The organism is Aliidiomarina halalkaliphila (assembly GCF_007096385.1).
In the GTDB taxonomy this organism is placed as follows: domain Bacteria; phylum Pseudomonadota; class Gammaproteobacteria; order Enterobacterales; family Alteromonadaceae; genus Aliidiomarina; species Aliidiomarina halalkaliphila.
Map to the genome: position 1 here is coordinate 474,886 of NZ_VJWL01000001.1, position 16,148 is coordinate 491,033.

Sequence of the window (16,148 nt, forward strand, 5' to 3'; positions counted from 1 at the left end):
GAGAAGAGAGTCGTTCATGTTAGACGCGAAACATTTTCGTGAAGGGATTGAAGAAACAGCCGCACAGCTGCAGAGACGTGGGTTTCAGCTCGATGTTGATGCCTTAAATGCGTTAGAGTCGAAGCGCAAAGACGTGCAAGTACGCACGGAGACACTGCAAAGTGAACGGAACTCTCGCTCAAAGTCCATCGGCCAGGCGAAAGCTCGCGGCGAAGATATCGCGCCTCTGTTGGCGGAAGTTGGTGATTTAGGAGACCAGCTTGAAATGGCCAAGCAGGAGCTTGCGCAGATCCAAGCTGACTTGCAAAACGTGATTGCTGGTATTCCAAATATTCCAGATACAAGTGTTCCCGACGGTGCTGACGAAAACGAAAACCTAGAAATCAGTCGCGTTGGCGAACCCCCACAGTTTGATTTTGATGCAAAAGATCACGTGGATGTCGCTGCAGGCCTGAATAATGGGTTAGATTTTGAGGCTGCTGCAAAGCTAACCGGCGCTCGTTTTGTGGTGATGAAAGGGGGCGTGGCACGTCTTAATCGTGCAATTGCCCAGTTTATGCTGGATTTACATACGGATGAACACGGCTATTCAGAAACCTATGTGCCGTATTTGGTGAATCACGATAGTTTGTTTGGAACAGGGCAGTTACCCAAATTTGGTAAAGATTTATTCCATGTGGAAGGCGAAAGCCAGGATGCCGTAGCATTGTCCCTCATTCCTACGGCAGAAGTACCACTGACCAATCTTGCCAGGGATGAGATCTTAGATGAGGCTGAGTTGCCAGTTAAACTCACGGCATTTACGCCGTGTTTTCGCAGCGAGGCCGGTTCCCATGGACGGGATACCCGCGGTCTCATCCGCCAGCATCAGTTCGATAAGGTGGAATTGGTTCAATTAGTGAAGCCAGAAGATTCCATGGCGGCCTTAGAAGCCCTTACAGGCCATGCGGAGAAAGTACTGCAACTATTGAAGTTACCTTATCGCAAAGTATTATTGTGTACCGGTGATATGGGCTTTGGTGCTTGTAAAACCTACGACCTAGAAGTATGGTTGCCGGCCCAAAATACCTACCGAGAAATAAGTTCTTGTTCCAATATGGGCGATTTCCAAGCCCGCCGTATGCAGGCGCGTTTCCGTCGCAAGGGAGCGAAGAAGCCTGAGTTACTGCACACCCTAAATGGCTCTGGGTTAGCGGTTGGGCGTACACTGGTCGCGATTCTTGAGAACTATCAGCAGGCGGATGGTTCGGTAATAGTGCCAGAGGTATTACGTAAGTATATGGGTGGTCTTGAAGTTATTACGGCGACTGCATCGTAACTATCGGTTGTTGATTGAGACATCCTAAATACATTTCGCAGGCTTAGGTAAGCCTGCGATGCGTGTTGCTTGCTTTGCCGGGCCTTTAGGGAATAGTTTGTATAAATAGCGGCTGTTCCCTTTATCTTCCCCCAATGACTTCCCCACAGCCTTCACTAATACCCGCATGGCTGGACTCGTGTCGTATGTCTTATAAAACGCCCGTACAAAATGCACCACTTCCCAATGGGCAGGTGTCATCGTGATCCCTTCTAACTCCGCAATATACGCTGCTAGTTCCGGACTCCAATCATCCAGATGCAATAAGTAGTTATGCTTGTCGGTAGCGTACTGCTGTCCATTAAATTCAATCATGGTGACACATCATGTTGATGGGGCGCACGGCCAAAACTAATCCGATGGGTGCTGCGCTTATGCAATAAGATGTCGACCTCCGCAGCAGATAAAACGGTAACGGGAATGCGCAGATGATTAATTCCTAAGCCGGCATTTTGCAGCGAATCCTCGGTGGTAAAGAAGTTCTCAAACTCAAATACTTCATTTAACAACGCGATTTTCTTTAAGGGATCGGGCGCATTTACCGGTGCCACTAATTGCCATACCCCGTCGCCTACAAAAAGCGCATTGGCGGGTTGTTCTAAACTCACCATCATTAATAGCATATCAAGGCCATGGCGAGCACTGGGATGCTGGGGGCGTTCATTGAAAATCAATGTGTTCATCAGCGTTTCCCTTAATACTGCAGAAGTTGGTCAGCGCTGCTAAGTTGTTCAACAAACTCAGCAAGACCGCCGGCAAAGAAACCTTCTGCAAGGTTTCCCTCAGGTGCTGGTTCAGCAATAACGCCATACTGTGCCCCAGCCGTACTGCAAATTACTAAAGGCGACTGAGTAGCTGCAGAAAATTGACGCCATTCTTCTTGCAGATTAGGGAGGCCCGAAGGAAATTCGATATGGGCGCTGCCATAGAGTGTGGCAGCGCCATAGAAAAACACTTGCCTAATGGTACTGCCTGCTTTGGTAAGTCGGCGTGCATCCGCAAGTGCACGCAACCCCGGTTCAAAGTAATCGGGACCGGAGTAAATCATTAGAACAATGGAGTGCGCTGCTGCCATGACATTCCTTGAGTGTGTAAACATTAGCTAAGGCAATGGGGAGAGTATAACGAAAAACGCCCCGTAGAGTCATCTACGGGGCGTTTTTCAATAGTGTATCGTTCTTTTGCTTAGTCGTCGCCGCCAGCAAAGGCCATCAACAAGTTTATTAAGCTAAGGAAAATGTTGTAAAGCGACACGAATAACGTGACTGTGGCTAGGATGTAATTCCGCTCACCACCATTCACAATGGCACTCGTCTGCATCAAGATGGCGCCTGAAGAGAACAGGATGAAAAGAGCGCTAAGGGCTAAGTGGAAAGCAGGTAACTGTAGGAAAAGGTTGGCAATAAAGCCGACTACAATCACCACAAAACCCGCAACCATCATGCCGCCTAAGAACGACATATCTTTCTTCGTAGTTAAAATATACGCGGAAAGTGCAAAAAAGATTGCAGCGGTTCCGCCCATGGCCAACATAATGATGTCGGAGCCACCGGCAGCGACAACCATATTAAGAATTGGACCGATGGTGTAGCCCATAAAGCCTGTAAGTGCGAAGACCATAACAAGACCCATGGCACTGTTGGCAGTTTTATGAACAGCAAAAAGCAGACCATAAAAACCAACTAACGTAATCAGTAACCCAGGGTGGGGCAGGTTCATCATTCCGCTCATGGCAGCAACTAACGCACTGAAGGCCAATGTCATGGCGAGCAGTGAGTAGGTATTGCGCAATACTTTATTGACTTCAATGCTCGTATCGCGACGCGCTGTTTGTACAGTTGGGTTATGCATCGTTATCGTTCTCCGGTTGTTTAACTTTCTACTCCGCATTCTACACACTTTTAGAGCAAAAGATGTGCGTATCTGCAAAACTTAGAGTATTGAATTATATAATGGTTCTACTATACCTCAGGGTATGGGGGCTATTTCAATAAAATTCGATGATTCCATAATCTATCGGGCCTGGAACGGCTAATTTTGCAGCAAACAAACCGATTTGTTACATTTTTTGCTTTACAAGGTGAATTCCGATCTTTATCATTCGCCTCGTTCTTCAGAAGAACACGCAAAAACAATTTGGAGAGGTGGCAGAGCTCGGTTTAATGCACCTGACTTGAAATCAGGCGTAGGTTCATCCCTACCGGGGGTTCGAATCCCTCCCTCTCCGCCAAATTCGAAAAGCCCGCATCACCTGATGCGGGCTTTTTTCGTTGTGCGTGGTTGCACATGGTTAAATCTGTCGAGCAGTGATAATTTATATAAATAAATTGAATCAGGGAACTTAAGGTTATGCTGTGATAGCCCGCCTTGAGCACTTGAGAAGGAATACGAATGCAACAGTTTGAGGCCATGCCAAGCCTGCGCAGTGTTTTAACCACCGAAGTGATACGATTGCACGAACTTCGTGCCAATGAGCGCGGCGAAGCCGCATTACAAGATGAAGATGCTATTGCGCAAGCACAACAGCAGCCGCAGGTTTATCAGCAGATCGATGAGCGCGCCCGTGTACTTGCACAACGCCTCGGCTATCCTTTGCTCATTGAACGAATGTTTGCGGCCCTGCGCGGGTTTACTCTGTTGCTCATGCTCGTTATGTTCCTGGCTGGGATAGGTTTAGCGAGTCGCTTGCTGGCCAATACGTCGGTTAACTTATTTTCGCTGATTATTTTAATGCTCGGTTTGAACTGGCTTATGTTGCTGTTTTGGTTGATCGCTGGATTACGGCATCTGCGGGGACGGTCCAATCAGGGTATCGGCGTTGGGAGCTGGCTATTTCAGGTAGGCACATGGTTGAAGCGGGATAAACCCATCGCTGTGGTGAGCGAAAGCTTTGTTCATGTCTTGGGCTACGGGCGAATGAGCTTCCTATTCTTTAGTCGTTTCACCCATGGTGTGTGGCTTCTATTTACCCTAGGGCTTTTCATTTCAACCTATGTATTGCTGATCTCTAGGGGTTACAGCTTTCACTGGGAAACCACCATTCTGTCTGCGGATGTACAACAACTGATGTTGGCTATATTTGCCTATTTACCTGAGAAGTTAGGGTTTGCAACACCTGAGTTTAGCGACGGTGAGGCGATAACTGGGCGGCAAGCGATTGGCATTTGGTTATTACTCGTCATCGCTTTGTATGGCGTATTACCGCGGTTGTTGCTGTGGTTCGCAAGTCGCTGGCTGTTGATAAAGCGTGCCCGTGCATTGCGCACGGATCCGCAACGTGTTGGTTTAAGCCATTTGTTACAGCGCCTACGTCGAAACGAAGAAATGGTCGTCGATCCCGCGCCTGATCATATTGCTCATCCAATAGCCGACGGAAATGTCCCTCAGAGTAACGTGGATCTGATTGCATCTTTAGATCATGCACGTGCCGCCGATAAACTTCAGCAACGCTCAAATTACTGGGGCGTAATCGATAGCCACGAAAGCAAACAGGGGTTTCTTAAACACATCGAGGCTATATCTGCGAAGCATGTTTGTGTTCGTATCGACACGGCACTGACACCAGATCGAGGCAGCGTGCGAACGCTCACGGATATCGCCAAGGTAACAGCAATGCATGTAACCTTGCTGTTACAAGACCGATCGCCAGAAAGAATTCAAGCCTGGCGCGACACCTTGGAAGAGAGCAATATTCCATTCGAGGAAATGAATGATGAGTAATTACCAGCAGGAGCGTCCGCTGCAGATTGCTGTGGTGGGGCACACCAATACAGGGAAAACATCGCTTCTGCGTACCTTACTGCAAGATGTGGGTTTTGGGCATATCTCCGATCGGCCTGCAACAACGCGCGATGTGCGTGCGGCTACTATTAGTAGTCAGGGTAAGCCCCTTATTACGTTGTTTGATACACCTGGGCTCGAAGATGGAATTGGATTATTTGCGTGGTTAGAAGAACACAGCCGAGGAGTGAGCAAACATGATGGTCCAAATCGGATCAAACAGTTCTTGGACAGTCCACAAGCTTCCGAAGAATTTGAACAAGAGGCAAAAGTGTTGCGCCAACTGCTGGTCAGTGACGCAGCATTCTACGTAGTGGACGTGCGCGATCCTGTACTGAATAAATATTTAGATGAATTAGCCGTGCTTCGATTGTGCGGACGTCCGATTGTGCCAGTGCTCAATTTCACTGCCGCCGCTGCGCACAATACGGAAGCGTGGCAAACTGCATTTGCACAGGTCAACCTGCATGGCTGGGTAGCATTCGATACAGTATCACCCCCTGAGCATGGGGAAGCGCAATTGTATGATCACCTTGTAGCTGTACTCCCACAAGCGCGCGTGGCGCTGAAGGTTTTAACCCAAGAACGGCAGCAGGAACGTGAGCAACGTCAGTTTGCGGCGTTGCGCTGGCTTGCAGAATTGATTATCGATGTTGCGGCTGCGCAAAAACAAGTCAATAGTGCCCATGCAGCGGACGTAGAGCGTGCAACCATCGAATTACAAAGACGGGTTGTGCGTCACGAACAAAGCTGTTTACGTCACGTGCTTCAAATCTATGGTTTTCGCCACGACGATGCGCGATTAGCAGAAGTACCTGTGCGGGCAGGGCAATGGGAAGATGATTTGTTTCATCCTGATTCATTGAAAGAATTTGGCATTGAAGCGAGCAAGGGTATTGTCGCGGGCGGTACTGCGGGAGCTGGTATAGATATAATGACTGGAGGCTTTTCTCTCGGCGCAGGAACCTTGATTGGTGCAGCTGCAGGGGGGATCTGGCAAGGATGGCAGCGCTATGGGCAACCCATTCAGAATAAATTGCAAGGTTTTGTAGTTATACGCATTGAAACACCGGTACTGGAGTTGCTTGCAAAGCGACAATTAGGCTTAATCAAAGCACTTCAACGCCGAGGGCATGCTGCGGTGGAGCCGATTTCAAATACAGAACTTACCGATCAATTCCCCGATCAGGCATTTCAGATATTAGTAAAACAGGCACGCAAACACTCGCGCTGGAGTGCGTTACCCGGGATGCAATTCCAAGACTCCCTGGAACGTCAACGGGCCATCGATCACTTCATTCAAAGCACACTTCAAGAAACGACTTCCGGTTAAAAAATAACCATTCGTTTCATTTTCATATCGGAGAATATGCCGCTAATTGGTTGATTATCATCCATTTAATGAAAGGGAGATTACGTACGTTGTTTGCCTGAAACCCGCGATAATTCCTGAACTCTTGTTGTTAGCTCTATATCTTAAGATATATGTCAATTTTCGTAGTCCGAGGTCTGATCTCTTTTAAAATATGTGAATTAGAGTTGAATTCAGCTTGCGCTCATTTGCATGTATAGGTGATTAATATGGACCGCTGAATGAAGGAGGTACAGCGGACCCATACGGATATCACTAATGATTAGACTAAGGATGGATACCATGAGCGATATTATTCTCGCTTTACGGTCTCAGATTCGCCAAGCCGGATTGCTTAGTGAACTGACCAAATTGAAGCATAACGTTGTAACTGCAAGCCATCACCGCAATGATCTCTTCAAAGCGGCCCAGCCCTACAAGGTACCCGTGTTGATATTTGATGAAGGCAACGCCGACATCTCTTTACGCGCGCTAGCCCGGAGTTTAAAGCAACACCATAAACGATTTCGGATTCTTGCGTGGTGCGATAACCTAAGTCATGCCATGGATTTACGTTTACATGAGAAATCCATCGACGGCTTTCTTCTTGCAAATAGCGAATTGGATGAAATAGAAAAAGCCATTCGCACAGTGACCATAGGCTCTGTATATGTGCCAACACTGCTTGCAGAAGCCACCAAGCGCTATCGCAAGATCAATGAGATTCATCCGTTGTTTAGCGGTTTAAGTCGCCGTGAAAGTCAGATTTTTCAATTGATCGCGACCGGCTTAACCGTACCGGAGATCGCCAATCGGTTATTCATTTCTCGTAAAACTGTGAATACATTCCGGTATCGGCTGTTCCGTAAATTGCATGTGGAAGGGGATGTGCAGTTGGCTCATTTGGCTTATCAACATGGCTTGTTAACCCCTTCATTGCTAAAACGATTAGCCATGTATCCACAACTCTCGCTTCCCGCCGCAAATGAATCTATGACGCAACAAGTGGCGGAACGTAAATCCCTGAGCTATCGCCCGTAACACGGTGGATAGCGAGACAAGTGCGTGGTGGTCTGGTAATCTTATCCTATGGCTCATCGGATAAAGCAGACACCACTCTTGCATGGCATCTAAATCAGACGCGACAGCATTTAACGCCCCGGATTTTCTGCAAAATCTTACCCATCAACCGGGTGTTTATCGCATGTACGATGACGCTGGTGAAGTGATCTATGTGGGGAAAGCGAAAGACCTAAGAAAACGTTTAGGCAGTTATTTTCGCCAGCAAGTAGATTCGGTGAAGACCCAAGCTTTAGTGAAACAAATTGCCAATATTGAAGTGACGGTCACCAACAGTGAAGCGGAAGCCTTAATTCTCGAAAACAGTTTCATCAAAAAATACCGACCGCGCTATAACGTTTTACTCCGAGACGATAAATCGTATCCTTATATTTTTATTTCCGATCATCAACATCCGCGTATTGCTTTTCACCGGGGTGTTCGCCGAGAAAAAGGGGAGTATTTTGGTCCCTTTCCGAATGGCACCGCGGTGCGCGAAAGCCTCCGCTTGCTACAAAAACTGTTTCCGGTACGCCAGTGTGACGATAGCTATTACCGAGCTCGCAGCCGTCCTTGTCTGCAACATCAAATGAAACGGTGCTTAGCGCCTTGCGTGAATCTTCCAAGCGACGAAGAGTATTTGGAACAAGTGCGCTTGGCCAAACTGTTTTTACGCGGCAAGAACAATGAAGTGGTGGCACGCCTGGTTGAGTCGATGGAGCAAGCGAGTCATGATCTTGCATTTGAACGTGCCGCGCAGTTGCGGGACCAAATTGGTGCCTTGCGCGCAGTGCAAGAACGTAATGCAGTTAGTGGTAGCCATCATGAAATGGATGTGATTGGTTTGTATCGGGAGTCTGGTTTCACCTGTATTCATATGCTATCGATCCGGCAAAATGCAGTGCAGGGCAGTCGCAATTATTTTCCAAAAGTACCGCAACATACGCAGGATTCAGAGATCTTAGAGTCATTTTTATTGCAGTACTATCTGAATCGCCAACACGGGCAACGCTCACCTGCGGAAATTGTTGTGCCTGATAGCCTAGAACATCTGAAGCGGTTTAATGAACAGCTTCGCAGTGTTTCTGAATCCAACGTGCGCGTATTGCAGCCAAAACGGGGTGAGCGCTTCCAGTATCGCGCGTTGGCGACAAAAAATGCCATGAACGCTGTGCAAAGCAAGCTTGGCACCCAATCAACGATGCAGAGCCGCTTGCAGGCGCTAAACCGGTTGTTGGAGCGAAATGAAGCGGTGTTACGCATCGAATGTTTTGATATCTCCCATACCATGGGAGATCAAACGGTGGCGTCTTGTGTTGTGTTTAATCAAGAAGGACCAAATAAATCGGAGTATCGCCGCTTTAATATTGAAGGGATCACCGGCGGTGACGATTACGCCGCTATGGCACAAGCGCTGTCACGTCGTTACAAACACGCGATTGAGCGGGATAACGTACCTGATGTGCTGCTTATTGATGGTGGGAAAGGGCAACTAACACAGGCCGAAACCTATTTTCAGGATTGGCCTCACCCCCCAATCTTGTTGGGTGTAGCAAAAGGTGAAAGTCGGAAGCCGGGGTTAGAAACTCTGATATTTGGATTTAGTCGTCGTACTGTTCAGCTACCTGCTGACGATGCTGGGTTACATCTGATTCAACATATCCGCGATGAAGCCCACCGATTTGCCATTACCGGCCATCGACAACGGCGAGCCAAAGTGAAAAAAACCTCTACTTTGGAAGAGATTCCGGCGGTTGGGGCCAAACGTCGGCAAAATTTATTAAAATATCTAGGTGGATTGCAGCAGGTAAAAAGCGCTAGTATAGAGCAGCTTGCCAATGTTCCTGGAATCAGTCGTTCCTTGGCGGAAACTATCTATTATGCGCTACGTGATGAATAACCATTGCTTGGCTGTATAATCTCCCAGATAACCAAAGAACGCGGCTTTTATAGCGGTTGAAGGAAAGAGAAGAAAAAATATGTGGAGCATTCCTAACATTTTAACGTCGTTCCGGATTGTATTGATTCCGGTATTTTTGGTGGTGTTCTACCTACCCATTGAAAACGCCCATTTCTTTGCGGCACTGATATTCGTTTTAGCCGCGATTACCGATGCCTTAGACGGCTATATTGCTCGTAAACTGGAACAACACACGAAATTTGGTGAGTTTCTTGACCCAGTTGCCGATAAGATCATGGTGGCAGCGGCCTTGATTGTTGTTGTAGAGTTTCATAACACCTTATGGATTACGATTCCGGCGCTGATTATTATTAGCCGTGAGCTTATTATTTCGGCATTGCGCGAGTGGATGGCGGAAATCGGCAAGCGCGAAAGTGTTGCGGTATCGTCGCTCGGAAAAGTTAAGACAGTGATGCAAATGATTGCATTAACAGGTTTACTATGGAGCGCAAACACCTTTGTGATTGGCGTGGCTACCATTGCTATTTATATCGCGGCGATCCTTACGCTATGGTCAATGTATGTATACCTCACAGCGGCCTGGGCGGATTTGACCCACGATAGTTAGCATTGAGTGGGGTTTCAAATTAAACACGAAGAGCGCTTATACAGCGCTCTTTTTTGTTTCTTAATTTCAACCATTACTAGCGCTAAATTAGAGCGTAAACGGCATACATGAGGATACGACTACAACAGTGCGATCGCATCATTGGAAATAGGGCACAACACTGAACCGGGAGTTGTTAACCTGTGTTGGTGTGTTAGCTTTTTGGGGGGGTCTGAGGGGTGCAGAGAGATGGTGCCCGGGGCCGGACTCGAACCGGCACGACCGTTAAGTCGAGGGATTTTAAATCCCTTGTGTCTACCAATTTCACCACCCGGGCTAACCTAGTAGGCACTTCTTCTGCTTGCAATGCGTTCTTGAAGAACACATTTTTGTTCACACATAACGTGTTAAAACTGGAGGCGGGTCCCGGAGTCGAACCGAGATCCACGGATTTGCAATCCGCTGCATAGCCATTCTGCCAACCCGCCGGGGAGTTAAAACGTGGAGCGGGAAACGAGACTCGAACTCGCGACCCCAACCTTGGCAAGGTTGTGCTCTACCAACTGAGCTATTCCCGCAACGCTTTATCACTTCCGGAGCCGTGCTCCAGTGGCTCGCCATTCTACCTGCACGGACATTTCAGTCAACAAGAAATTTTGAATTTCCGGTTGTTTGGATGTTTTTTGACTGATTTGCTTATTTTCTGGCTGTCGCGAACGATAGGTTTCTACTTTTTCTGGCTTTCTGCGACATGGCGCATCCAGTTGACCAGAGCAACAATTGCCATTTCTTTCTGACTTTCGCGACGTACCGACAGATGTAACCCTTGCCGACCATTCAAATCAAAGCCTTCAACATGTACAAGTCCACTCTGGGTCGCAGCCCGTTGGTAGCAGTCGGGCAACAACATCAAGCGACCGGTATACTGTGCTAATTCAACGGCCATACTGGTATTGTTGACTAGTTGAATATGCTCTGCGGCGACCTTAGTATCATGAACCCGTACCCAACGGTCCCAATCCTTATTGGTATTCACAGCAACATATTTGTAGTTCGGAAGGGACTCTTCGGTAGGCGCAGGAAGCTTCTCAGGGCGCACTAATATTAGATTGGTATCCGTAAGCTTCCAATTGGAAATAGCTTTCTGTGCGGGCGCAGAGAAGGTGAGCAACGCGTCGAGCTCCCCATGCAGCAGCTCATGACTTAAAGCAGCTTCATTTTGCCGGCTTAAATATTCAGGCACTTGCACACAATGCAGTTCCAGATGCGGGTAGAGTTGGTTAAACTCGTCGAGTACTGGGCCTAACCACCACCGTAACAGCTCGCTACTGATACCGAGAGTGAGGGTACGACGGGCGTGCTCGCCATTTTTCATGGTACGTTTTACGAGTCGCTCGATTTGGCGGAATACCCGAGATAACTCAGGAGCCAACGCATCGCCGGCAGGGGTTAGGGCATGCACGCGGTTATCACGCTGGATCAGGCGGATGCCCAGCTGCTCTTCGAGAGCCGTGATTTGTCGGCTAATCGCCGATTGGGTTACCGCAAGTTCTGCCGCGGCAGCCTTAAAGCTCCCGAGTCGGGAAACTGCCTCGAAGACCCGTAATGCGTTTAGTGAAGGAAAATTATTGTTTTTCATAATGCTCATCGCGCTTTGAGTTTAAATCACAATAAATGATATTTTAGAATTACGCAATATTTCAATGAATTCAATACCCGTGGAGCATTAATTGATGATAGAAGCCTTGTTTAGTTCCCGTTACCTTGCAGAATTCCTCGCCATGGCCGTTGCCCATGCGGTAGCGGTGGCGAGCCCCGGGCCAGATTTTGCTGTAGTGAGTCGTTATAGTGTGCGGTATGGCGCTCGCATTGCGGTTTGGGTGAGTTTAGGGATCGCGTTGGGCATCCTCATCCATGTGACTTATTCAGTGCTAGGCTTAGCCATTATCATTGCCACCACTCCTTGGTTATATTCCTTACTATTACTCACGGCGGCCTGTTACTTCTTTTATCTAGGCTTTTCCGCGTTACGTTCGCGACCAGGAGAGCAAACCTCCGAGCATGGTAAAAAGTCGGCTTTGGCAGTGGCTTCTATGAGTACAAAACGTGCTGTGGGTATTGGTTTCCTCACCAATGGCTTGAATATAAAGGCAACCATGTTTTTTCTGGCGTTGTTTACCTCGATTATTTCTCCGGCAACACCAATCGTTATTAAAGCGGGCTACGGTGTCTATCTAGCCATTGCGACCTTTGCTTGGTTTGCAACCCTATCTTTGTTACTGGGTAAAACACGTATTCGCGAACTATTATTGGCCAAAGGCTACTGGTTTGATCGTGTGATGGGCGCTATTTTGTGGATATTGGCAGCAAACCTTCTGTTTCAGTGGTGGAAGCTAGCGTGAATCCGTTATAATGCGCAGGATTTCTATTTTTAAATACAGGCTTTTTCATGCAGTTATTTGTGAACGACCTTACCGTTATCGATTTCTCATATTTATGCCCAGAGCGGGGCATTGTTGGGGAAAGCTGGATAGTGGATATCATGCTTGATGGGTCGTTGAATGATCAATCCATGGTGTTAGATTTTGGCCGCGTGAAAAAGCAGGTGAAAGCGATTATTGATCAATCGGTGGATCACAAGTTGTTGATTCCGACGGAGCATCCATTTACACGGGTGAGTGCCCACCCAAATGAAACCCATCACTGGGTTGACTTTATGCGCCCGGGTCGCTCCATCCATTTGTATTGCCCGTCCGACGCTTATGCTTTTATTGATGCCAGTCAGATCGATATGGATGCCACTATTAGCTATTTGCAAGCGGCGATAAAACGGGAACTTCCGGCCAATGTGCAAGGCATCACCTTAACCTTACGCAGTGAAGCAATTCCCGGTTTTTACTATCACTATACCCACGGGCTAAAAAAACATGATGGCAATTGCCAACGTATAGCCCACGGTCATCGCTCGGCGATTCAAGTATATATCGATGGCATGCGAAGCCCCGCATTGGAGCAGCGTTGGAGTCGGCGCTGGGAAGATATTTACGTGGGTACGCGGGAAGATCTTGCGTCGCCTGATGAACTTACATTAAGCCCAGAAGCAACAAAGGCGCTCGGTGCGCACCACGTATGCTACAGTTATGTGGCGGAGCAAGGCGTATTTGAGCTGATATTGCCCGCTGACGAAAATGAAGTGATGGAAGTGGACTCCACGGTGGAATGTATTGCGGAGTATATTGCTCAAGAAATTAAAACATCACTCAATGATTCTGACTATGGTCCCTCGCCGCAGATTCGTGTAATTGCGTATGAAGGTGTGGGCAAAGGAGCAATTGGTTATGCGTAACGGAATAAGAATTGCTAGTGCAATGGCGGCGATTTGCGCGAGTTTTCTTTTACTCACGACAAATGCCTATGCAGCGGAACCGGAACTTAAAGGTGAGTTTGTGCAGGGTGGACTCATCGTTGGGCGTACGAACCCTGACGCTCAAGTCATCTTTAATGGGGAACCGGTAAAGGTTGGGGCACACGGTCATTTTGTGTTCGGTATTGGTCGTGATGACGAAGGGAAAGCACAATTACAAGTTCGTGGGACGAATGGTGAATCTTGGTCGCAAGCGTTTCCGATTGCCTCGCGTGAGTTTGATATTCAAAGGGTGGATGGTTTGCCGCAACAAACAGTAACGCCAGATCCAGAGACCCAAGAACGTATCCGAGCGGATAATGTGCGTATAGGCGCCGCCCGCAATGTTGAAAGTGATTATTTTGCTTTCGCGGGTGATTTTGAATGGCCAGCACAAGGGCGTATTACCGGGGTGTACGGTAGCCAGCGTATCCTCAATGGCGTCCCTGGTGCCATTCATTGGGGCTTAGATATTGCAGCGCCCACGGGCACACCCGTGTATGCACCAGCCGCGGGAGAAGTGCGGTTAACGGCTCCTGATATGGTGCTTTCGGGTGGTACTATCATCATTGATCACGGCCATGAAGTGTTTTCAAGCTTCTTGCACCTGCATGCAATTCATGTGGAAGAAGGTCAATATGTGGAGCAGGGTACCTTAATTGGTGAAATTGGTGCCACCGGCCGCGCGACTGGCCCACACCTAGATTGGCGCATGAATTGGCGCGGGGTACGCGTTGATCCATGGTTGTTGTTGGAACATTCAGATAACTAATCGTATATCGGATCAAAGCCTTCTTAAAAGCGCGTGGCTTGGTTTATAACCAAGCGCGCGCTTTTTCTGTATCACGGACGGCTAATTGATAGCCATCAACGACAGGTGCCTGCCAATGTAGCTCAGCGGCCACCAATATATCTCGGCGGAAGTAGTGCAAGGTACTGGTATCACCTGGTTGATAGCGTTGGAACGCTCTTAAAATATTTCCTTTGGTCGCTTCGATATGGTCAATAGCGAGCAAGCGATCGCCTTTGGCAAGTCCCGCTCGGGCAGCAGGACTATCTTCCATGACACGCTGTACCGTGACGCCTTGATGTGTTTCTTGTAGCGCAGCACCCAAGCTTACAGACGTTGGCTGTAAAGGTGTCAGGGCTGGTTGTTGACTGAAGGGATCAACCGTGGCGGGCAGAAGTTCGATGCCAACGGCTGCCAACAAAGGTGATAAGTCGATGGCTTCTGTGCTGAGAACAGCTCGTTCTACCAATGCTCGTAAGGTTTCATCGCCCACGGTTGCAAACAAGCGAAACAAGTCGCTTAGCGTGGTTCCGTGATGGCGATAGCTCTGGTAAGCCTCACGCATTACATCATCTAAACTTCTCCCAGGATACCGGCTACGTAAATAGAGATCGGCAAGTAGTGCCACCACCGCACCTTTACTGTAATAGCTTGCGATAGCGTTCGCGGCATTTTCGTTTTGTTGGTAGAACGTAGTCCAGGCCAATTGACTGGACTCAGCAATACTTTGGCGTTGCGGCCCTTTTCCACGCAATGCTCGGGTTAATGATTGAGCTAACCGACCTAAAAATCTTTGTTGCGTCATGACGCCTGCACGATACACCATCCAATCGTCGTAGTAAGAGGTCATCCCTTCATAGAACCACAATTGCTGAGTATATTGTTCGTGGCGAAGATCGTAAGGATGAAATTCCTTGGGTCTTAGCTGTTTGATATTCCAGCTATGGAAGTATTCATGGCTACACAAACTTAAAAAAGTAAGGTAGTCATCATTGGCTTCTTTCTCTGAGCCGGGTTCTAAGGTGTGCCTACTGCACAGCAAAGCGGTTGAGTTTCGGTGTTCTAAGCCACCAAAGCCTTCCCCAATCACCATGGTTAAAAATTGATATGAGGCAAAAGGTGCCGCAGTTCCGCTTTCTCCGAACAGGGCGATCTGTGCTTCGCAAATACGTTGTAAATCGCGTTCTAACGCATCAGCATCGGCAAAATGCGGTGCGCTCAGAACTAATGTATGGGGAATGCCTGCCGCGGAAAACTCGATGCGTGTAAGCTCGCCACACAAAAATGGATAATCGATGAGGCTCGCATAGTCCTCCGCAGCGTAGCTGTTGGACGAATTATCTTCAGGTAGTGCCGCTTTGGGCATGCCCGTGCTGATGTCCCAATGCAAGGGAAACCCTTGCAGGTTAATCACATGAGGGTGGTTTGAATGAGCCAGTGATTCGAGGCAAAGCGCACTGGGATTAAAAAAACCAAACTCGTGGGCTAAATACGCGGTGCGTACCGACAAATCAAAAGCGTATACCGTATAACGAATCGTGATCCCGTTACCGTCGGTTTGAATTATCCATGTGCTTTTGTCAGGCCGACGGCTATCGAGCGCACCGTGAGTGCCAGTTGCCGAAAAGGTCACTATGTGTTTTGCAAAATCACGTATCATATAGCTGCCGGGTAACCATGTTGGCAGCCGTAATATCACCTTGTTATCAGCGTGTGCGGGAATTCGCATACAGACATGAAAGTAATGGTGCGCAATGTCGGGTGTGACTTGATAGGTTACGGGCGCAATTTCTGCGGCAGACATAGAATCTCCATGCACGGGTGAATACATACTGTGCTTGAGTTTATCATGCAGTGCGACCAATCGTCTTGTTCCCTCGACTAATACGCGAGCAAGAGCG

The 16,148-nt window shown here is 48.1% G+C and carries 15 protein-coding genes and 4 tRNA genes; 10 read left to right on the top strand and 9 right to left on the bottom strand.

The genetic code is table 11. From position 1 onward, the window contains the following. The first annotated feature begins 16 nt into the window (after positions 1 to 16). Complete coding sequence (gene serS, locus FM042_RS02230; RefSeq protein ID WP_143234120.1) at positions 17 to 1,318, top strand: serine--tRNA ligase; 1,302 nt, start codon at positions 17 to 19, stop codon at positions 1,316 to 1,318. Positions 1,319 to 1,342: 24 nt separating this feature from the next. On the opposite strand, the gene FM042_RS02235 is transcribed toward serS, so the two are convergent. The 4 genes from FM042_RS02235 to FM042_RS02250 form a co-directional block, all read right to left on the bottom strand. Beyond that, positions 1,343 to 1,672, bottom strand: a complete 330-nt coding sequence (locus FM042_RS02235; RefSeq protein ID WP_143234121.1) for a TusE/DsrC/DsvC family sulfur relay protein — start codon at positions 1,670 to 1,672, stop codon at positions 1,343 to 1,345. Next, a complete protein-coding gene (locus tag FM042_RS02240) occupies positions 1,669 to 2,040 on the bottom strand; it encodes a hypothetical protein (protein ID WP_143234122.1) in 372 nt (123 codons plus the stop codon). Before FM042_RS02240 ends, FM042_RS02235 begins: the two co-directional genes overlap by 4 nt. Positions 2,041 to 2,051: 11 nt before the next feature. Beyond that, positions 2,052 to 2,432: a DsrE/DsrF/TusD sulfur relay family protein gene (locus FM042_RS02245; protein WP_185960664.1), complete on the bottom strand. Its 381-nt coding sequence runs from the start codon at positions 2,430 to 2,432 to the stop codon at positions 2,052 to 2,054. Between the two features lie 110 nt (positions 2,433 to 2,542). Next, complete coding sequence (locus tag FM042_RS02250) at positions 2,543 to 3,208, bottom strand: Bax inhibitor-1/YccA family protein (RefSeq protein WP_143234124.1); 666 nt, start codon at positions 3,206 to 3,208, stop codon at positions 2,543 to 2,545. A gap of 287 nt (positions 3,209 to 3,495) precedes the next feature. Here FM042_RS02250 and FM042_RS02255 point away from each other — a divergent pair. The 6 genes from FM042_RS02255 to pgsA all read left to right on the top strand — a co-directional run bounded on the left by FM042_RS02255 (position 3,496) and on the right by pgsA (position 10,075). Then, positions 3,496 to 3,587, top strand: a tRNA-Ser gene (locus FM042_RS02255). 161 nt (positions 3,588 to 3,748) lie between these two features. Further along, entirely contained in the window at positions 3,749 to 5,077 is a 1,329-nt protein-coding gene (locus tag FM042_RS02260) for a DUF2868 domain-containing protein (protein WP_143234125.1), read from the top strand. Next, positions 5,067 to 6,470: a GTPase/DUF3482 domain-containing protein gene (locus tag FM042_RS02265; RefSeq protein WP_143234126.1), complete on the top strand. Its 1,404-nt coding sequence runs from the start codon at positions 5,067 to 5,069 to the stop codon at positions 6,468 to 6,470. The genes FM042_RS02260 and FM042_RS02265 overlap by 11 nt, the downstream gene beginning before the upstream one ends. Before the next feature lie 321 nt (positions 6,471 to 6,791). Continuing rightward, positions 6,792 to 7,529 carry a LuxR C-terminal-related transcriptional regulator gene (locus tag FM042_RS02270; protein WP_185960665.1) on the top strand — a complete coding sequence of 246 codons (738 nt, stop codon included), beginning with the start codon at positions 6,792 to 6,794 and terminating at the stop codon, positions 7,527 to 7,529. Positions 7,530 to 7,611: 82 nt separating this feature from the next. Beyond that, complete coding sequence (gene uvrC, locus FM042_RS02275; protein ID WP_143234128.1) at positions 7,612 to 9,447, top strand: excinuclease ABC subunit UvrC; 1,836 nt, start codon at positions 7,612 to 7,614, stop codon at positions 9,445 to 9,447. 79 nt (positions 9,448 to 9,526) lie between these two features. Then, on the top strand, positions 9,527 to 10,075 hold the full coding sequence (pgsA, locus tag FM042_RS02280) for a CDP-diacylglycerol--glycerol-3-phosphate 3-phosphatidyltransferase (RefSeq protein WP_143234129.1): 549 nt from the start codon (positions 9,527 to 9,529) through the stop codon (positions 10,073 to 10,075). Positions 10,076 to 10,304: 229 nt separating this feature from the next. Here pgsA and FM042_RS02285 read toward each other — a convergent pair. The 4 genes from FM042_RS02285 to FM042_RS02300 all read right to left on the bottom strand — a co-directional run bounded on the left by FM042_RS02285 (position 10,305) and on the right by FM042_RS02300 (position 11,693). After that, positions 10,305 to 10,391 (bottom strand) — tRNA-Leu (locus FM042_RS02285). 77 nt (positions 10,392 to 10,468) lie between these two features. Beyond that, a tRNA-Cys gene (locus FM042_RS02290) sits at positions 10,469 to 10,542 on the bottom strand. Positions 10,543 to 10,556: 14 nt separating this feature from the next. Then, positions 10,557 to 10,632 (bottom strand) — tRNA-Gly (locus tag FM042_RS02295). Between the two features lie 149 nt (positions 10,633 to 10,781). After that, positions 10,782 to 11,693 (bottom strand): LysR family transcriptional regulator, encoded by a 912-nt coding sequence (locus tag FM042_RS02300; RefSeq protein ID WP_185960666.1) that lies wholly within the window; start codon positions 11,691 to 11,693, stop codon positions 10,782 to 10,784. Between the two features lie 94 nt (positions 11,694 to 11,787). Between FM042_RS02300 and FM042_RS02305 the strand changes: the two genes are divergently transcribed. From FM042_RS02305 to FM042_RS02315, 3 genes are read left to right on the top strand one after another with little or no spacing between them, the layout of a single operon-like run. Further along, complete coding sequence (locus FM042_RS02305) at positions 11,788 to 12,456, top strand: LysE family translocator (protein ID WP_143234131.1); 669 nt, start codon at positions 11,788 to 11,790, stop codon at positions 12,454 to 12,456. A gap of 47 nt (positions 12,457 to 12,503) precedes the next feature. Beyond that, positions 12,504 to 13,400 carry a 6-carboxytetrahydropterin synthase gene (locus FM042_RS02310; RefSeq protein WP_143234132.1) on the top strand — a complete coding sequence of 299 codons (897 nt, stop codon included), beginning with the start codon at positions 12,504 to 12,506 and terminating at the stop codon, positions 13,398 to 13,400. Continuing rightward, positions 13,393 to 14,229, top strand: a complete 837-nt coding sequence (locus FM042_RS02315; RefSeq protein ID WP_232366335.1) for a M23 family metallopeptidase — start codon at positions 13,393 to 13,395, stop codon at positions 14,227 to 14,229. The genes FM042_RS02310 and FM042_RS02315 overlap by 8 nt, the downstream gene beginning before the upstream one ends. Positions 14,230 to 14,272: 43 nt before the next feature. On the opposite strand, the gene FM042_RS02320 is transcribed toward FM042_RS02315, so the two are convergent. Next, complete coding sequence (locus FM042_RS02320) at positions 14,273 to 16,051, bottom strand: M61 family metallopeptidase (RefSeq protein WP_185960667.1); 1,779 nt, start codon at positions 16,049 to 16,051, stop codon at positions 14,273 to 14,275. Positions 16,052 to 16,148: the final 97 nt, after the last annotated feature.

Coding starts and splice junctions, on each gene's coding strand:
- FM042_RS02300 (WP_185960666.1), bottom strand. CDS start 11,693: ATGAAAAACAATAATTTTCCTTCACTAAACGCATTACGGGTCTTCGAG.
- FM042_RS02315 (WP_232366335.1), top strand. CDS start 13,393: ATGCGTAACGGAATAAGAATTGCTAGTGCAATGGCGGCGATTTGCGCG.
- FM042_RS02250 (WP_143234124.1), bottom strand. CDS start 3,208: ATGCATAACCCAACTGTACAAACAGCGCGTCGCGATACGAGCATTGAA.
- FM042_RS02265 (WP_143234126.1), top strand. CDS start 5,067: ATGATGAGTAATTACCAGCAGGAGCGTCCGCTGCAGATTGCTGTGGTG.
- uvrC (WP_143234128.1), top strand. CDS start 7,612: ATGGCATCTAAATCAGACGCGACAGCATTTAACGCCCCGGATTTTCTG.
- FM042_RS02270 (WP_185960665.1), top strand. CDS start 6,792: ATGAGCGATATTATTCTCGCTTTACGGTCTCAGATTCGCCAAGCCGGA.
- FM042_RS02235 (WP_143234121.1), bottom strand. CDS start 1,672: ATGATTGAATTTAATGGACAGCAGTACGCTACCGACAAGCATAACTAC.
- FM042_RS02320 (WP_185960667.1), bottom strand. CDS start 16,051: ATGTCTGCCGCAGAAATTGCGCCCGTAACCTATCAAGTCACACCCGAC.
- FM042_RS02260 (WP_143234125.1), top strand. CDS start 3,749: ATGCAACAGTTTGAGGCCATGCCAAGCCTGCGCAGTGTTTTAACCACC.
- FM042_RS02245 (WP_185960664.1), bottom strand. CDS start 2,432: ATGGCAGCAGCGCACTCCATTGTTCTAATGATTTACTCCGGTCCCGAT.
- FM042_RS02305 (WP_143234131.1), top strand. CDS start 11,788: ATGATAGAAGCCTTGTTTAGTTCCCGTTACCTTGCAGAATTCCTCGCC.
- pgsA (WP_143234129.1), top strand. CDS start 9,527: ATGTGGAGCATTCCTAACATTTTAACGTCGTTCCGGATTGTATTGATT.
- FM042_RS02310 (WP_143234132.1), top strand. CDS start 12,504: ATGCAGTTATTTGTGAACGACCTTACCGTTATCGATTTCTCATATTTA.
- serS (WP_143234120.1), top strand. CDS start 17: ATGTTAGACGCGAAACATTTTCGTGAAGGGATTGAAGAAACAGCCGCA.
- FM042_RS02240 (WP_143234122.1), bottom strand. CDS start 2,040: ATGAACACATTGATTTTCAATGAACGCCCCCAGCATCCCAGTGCTCGC.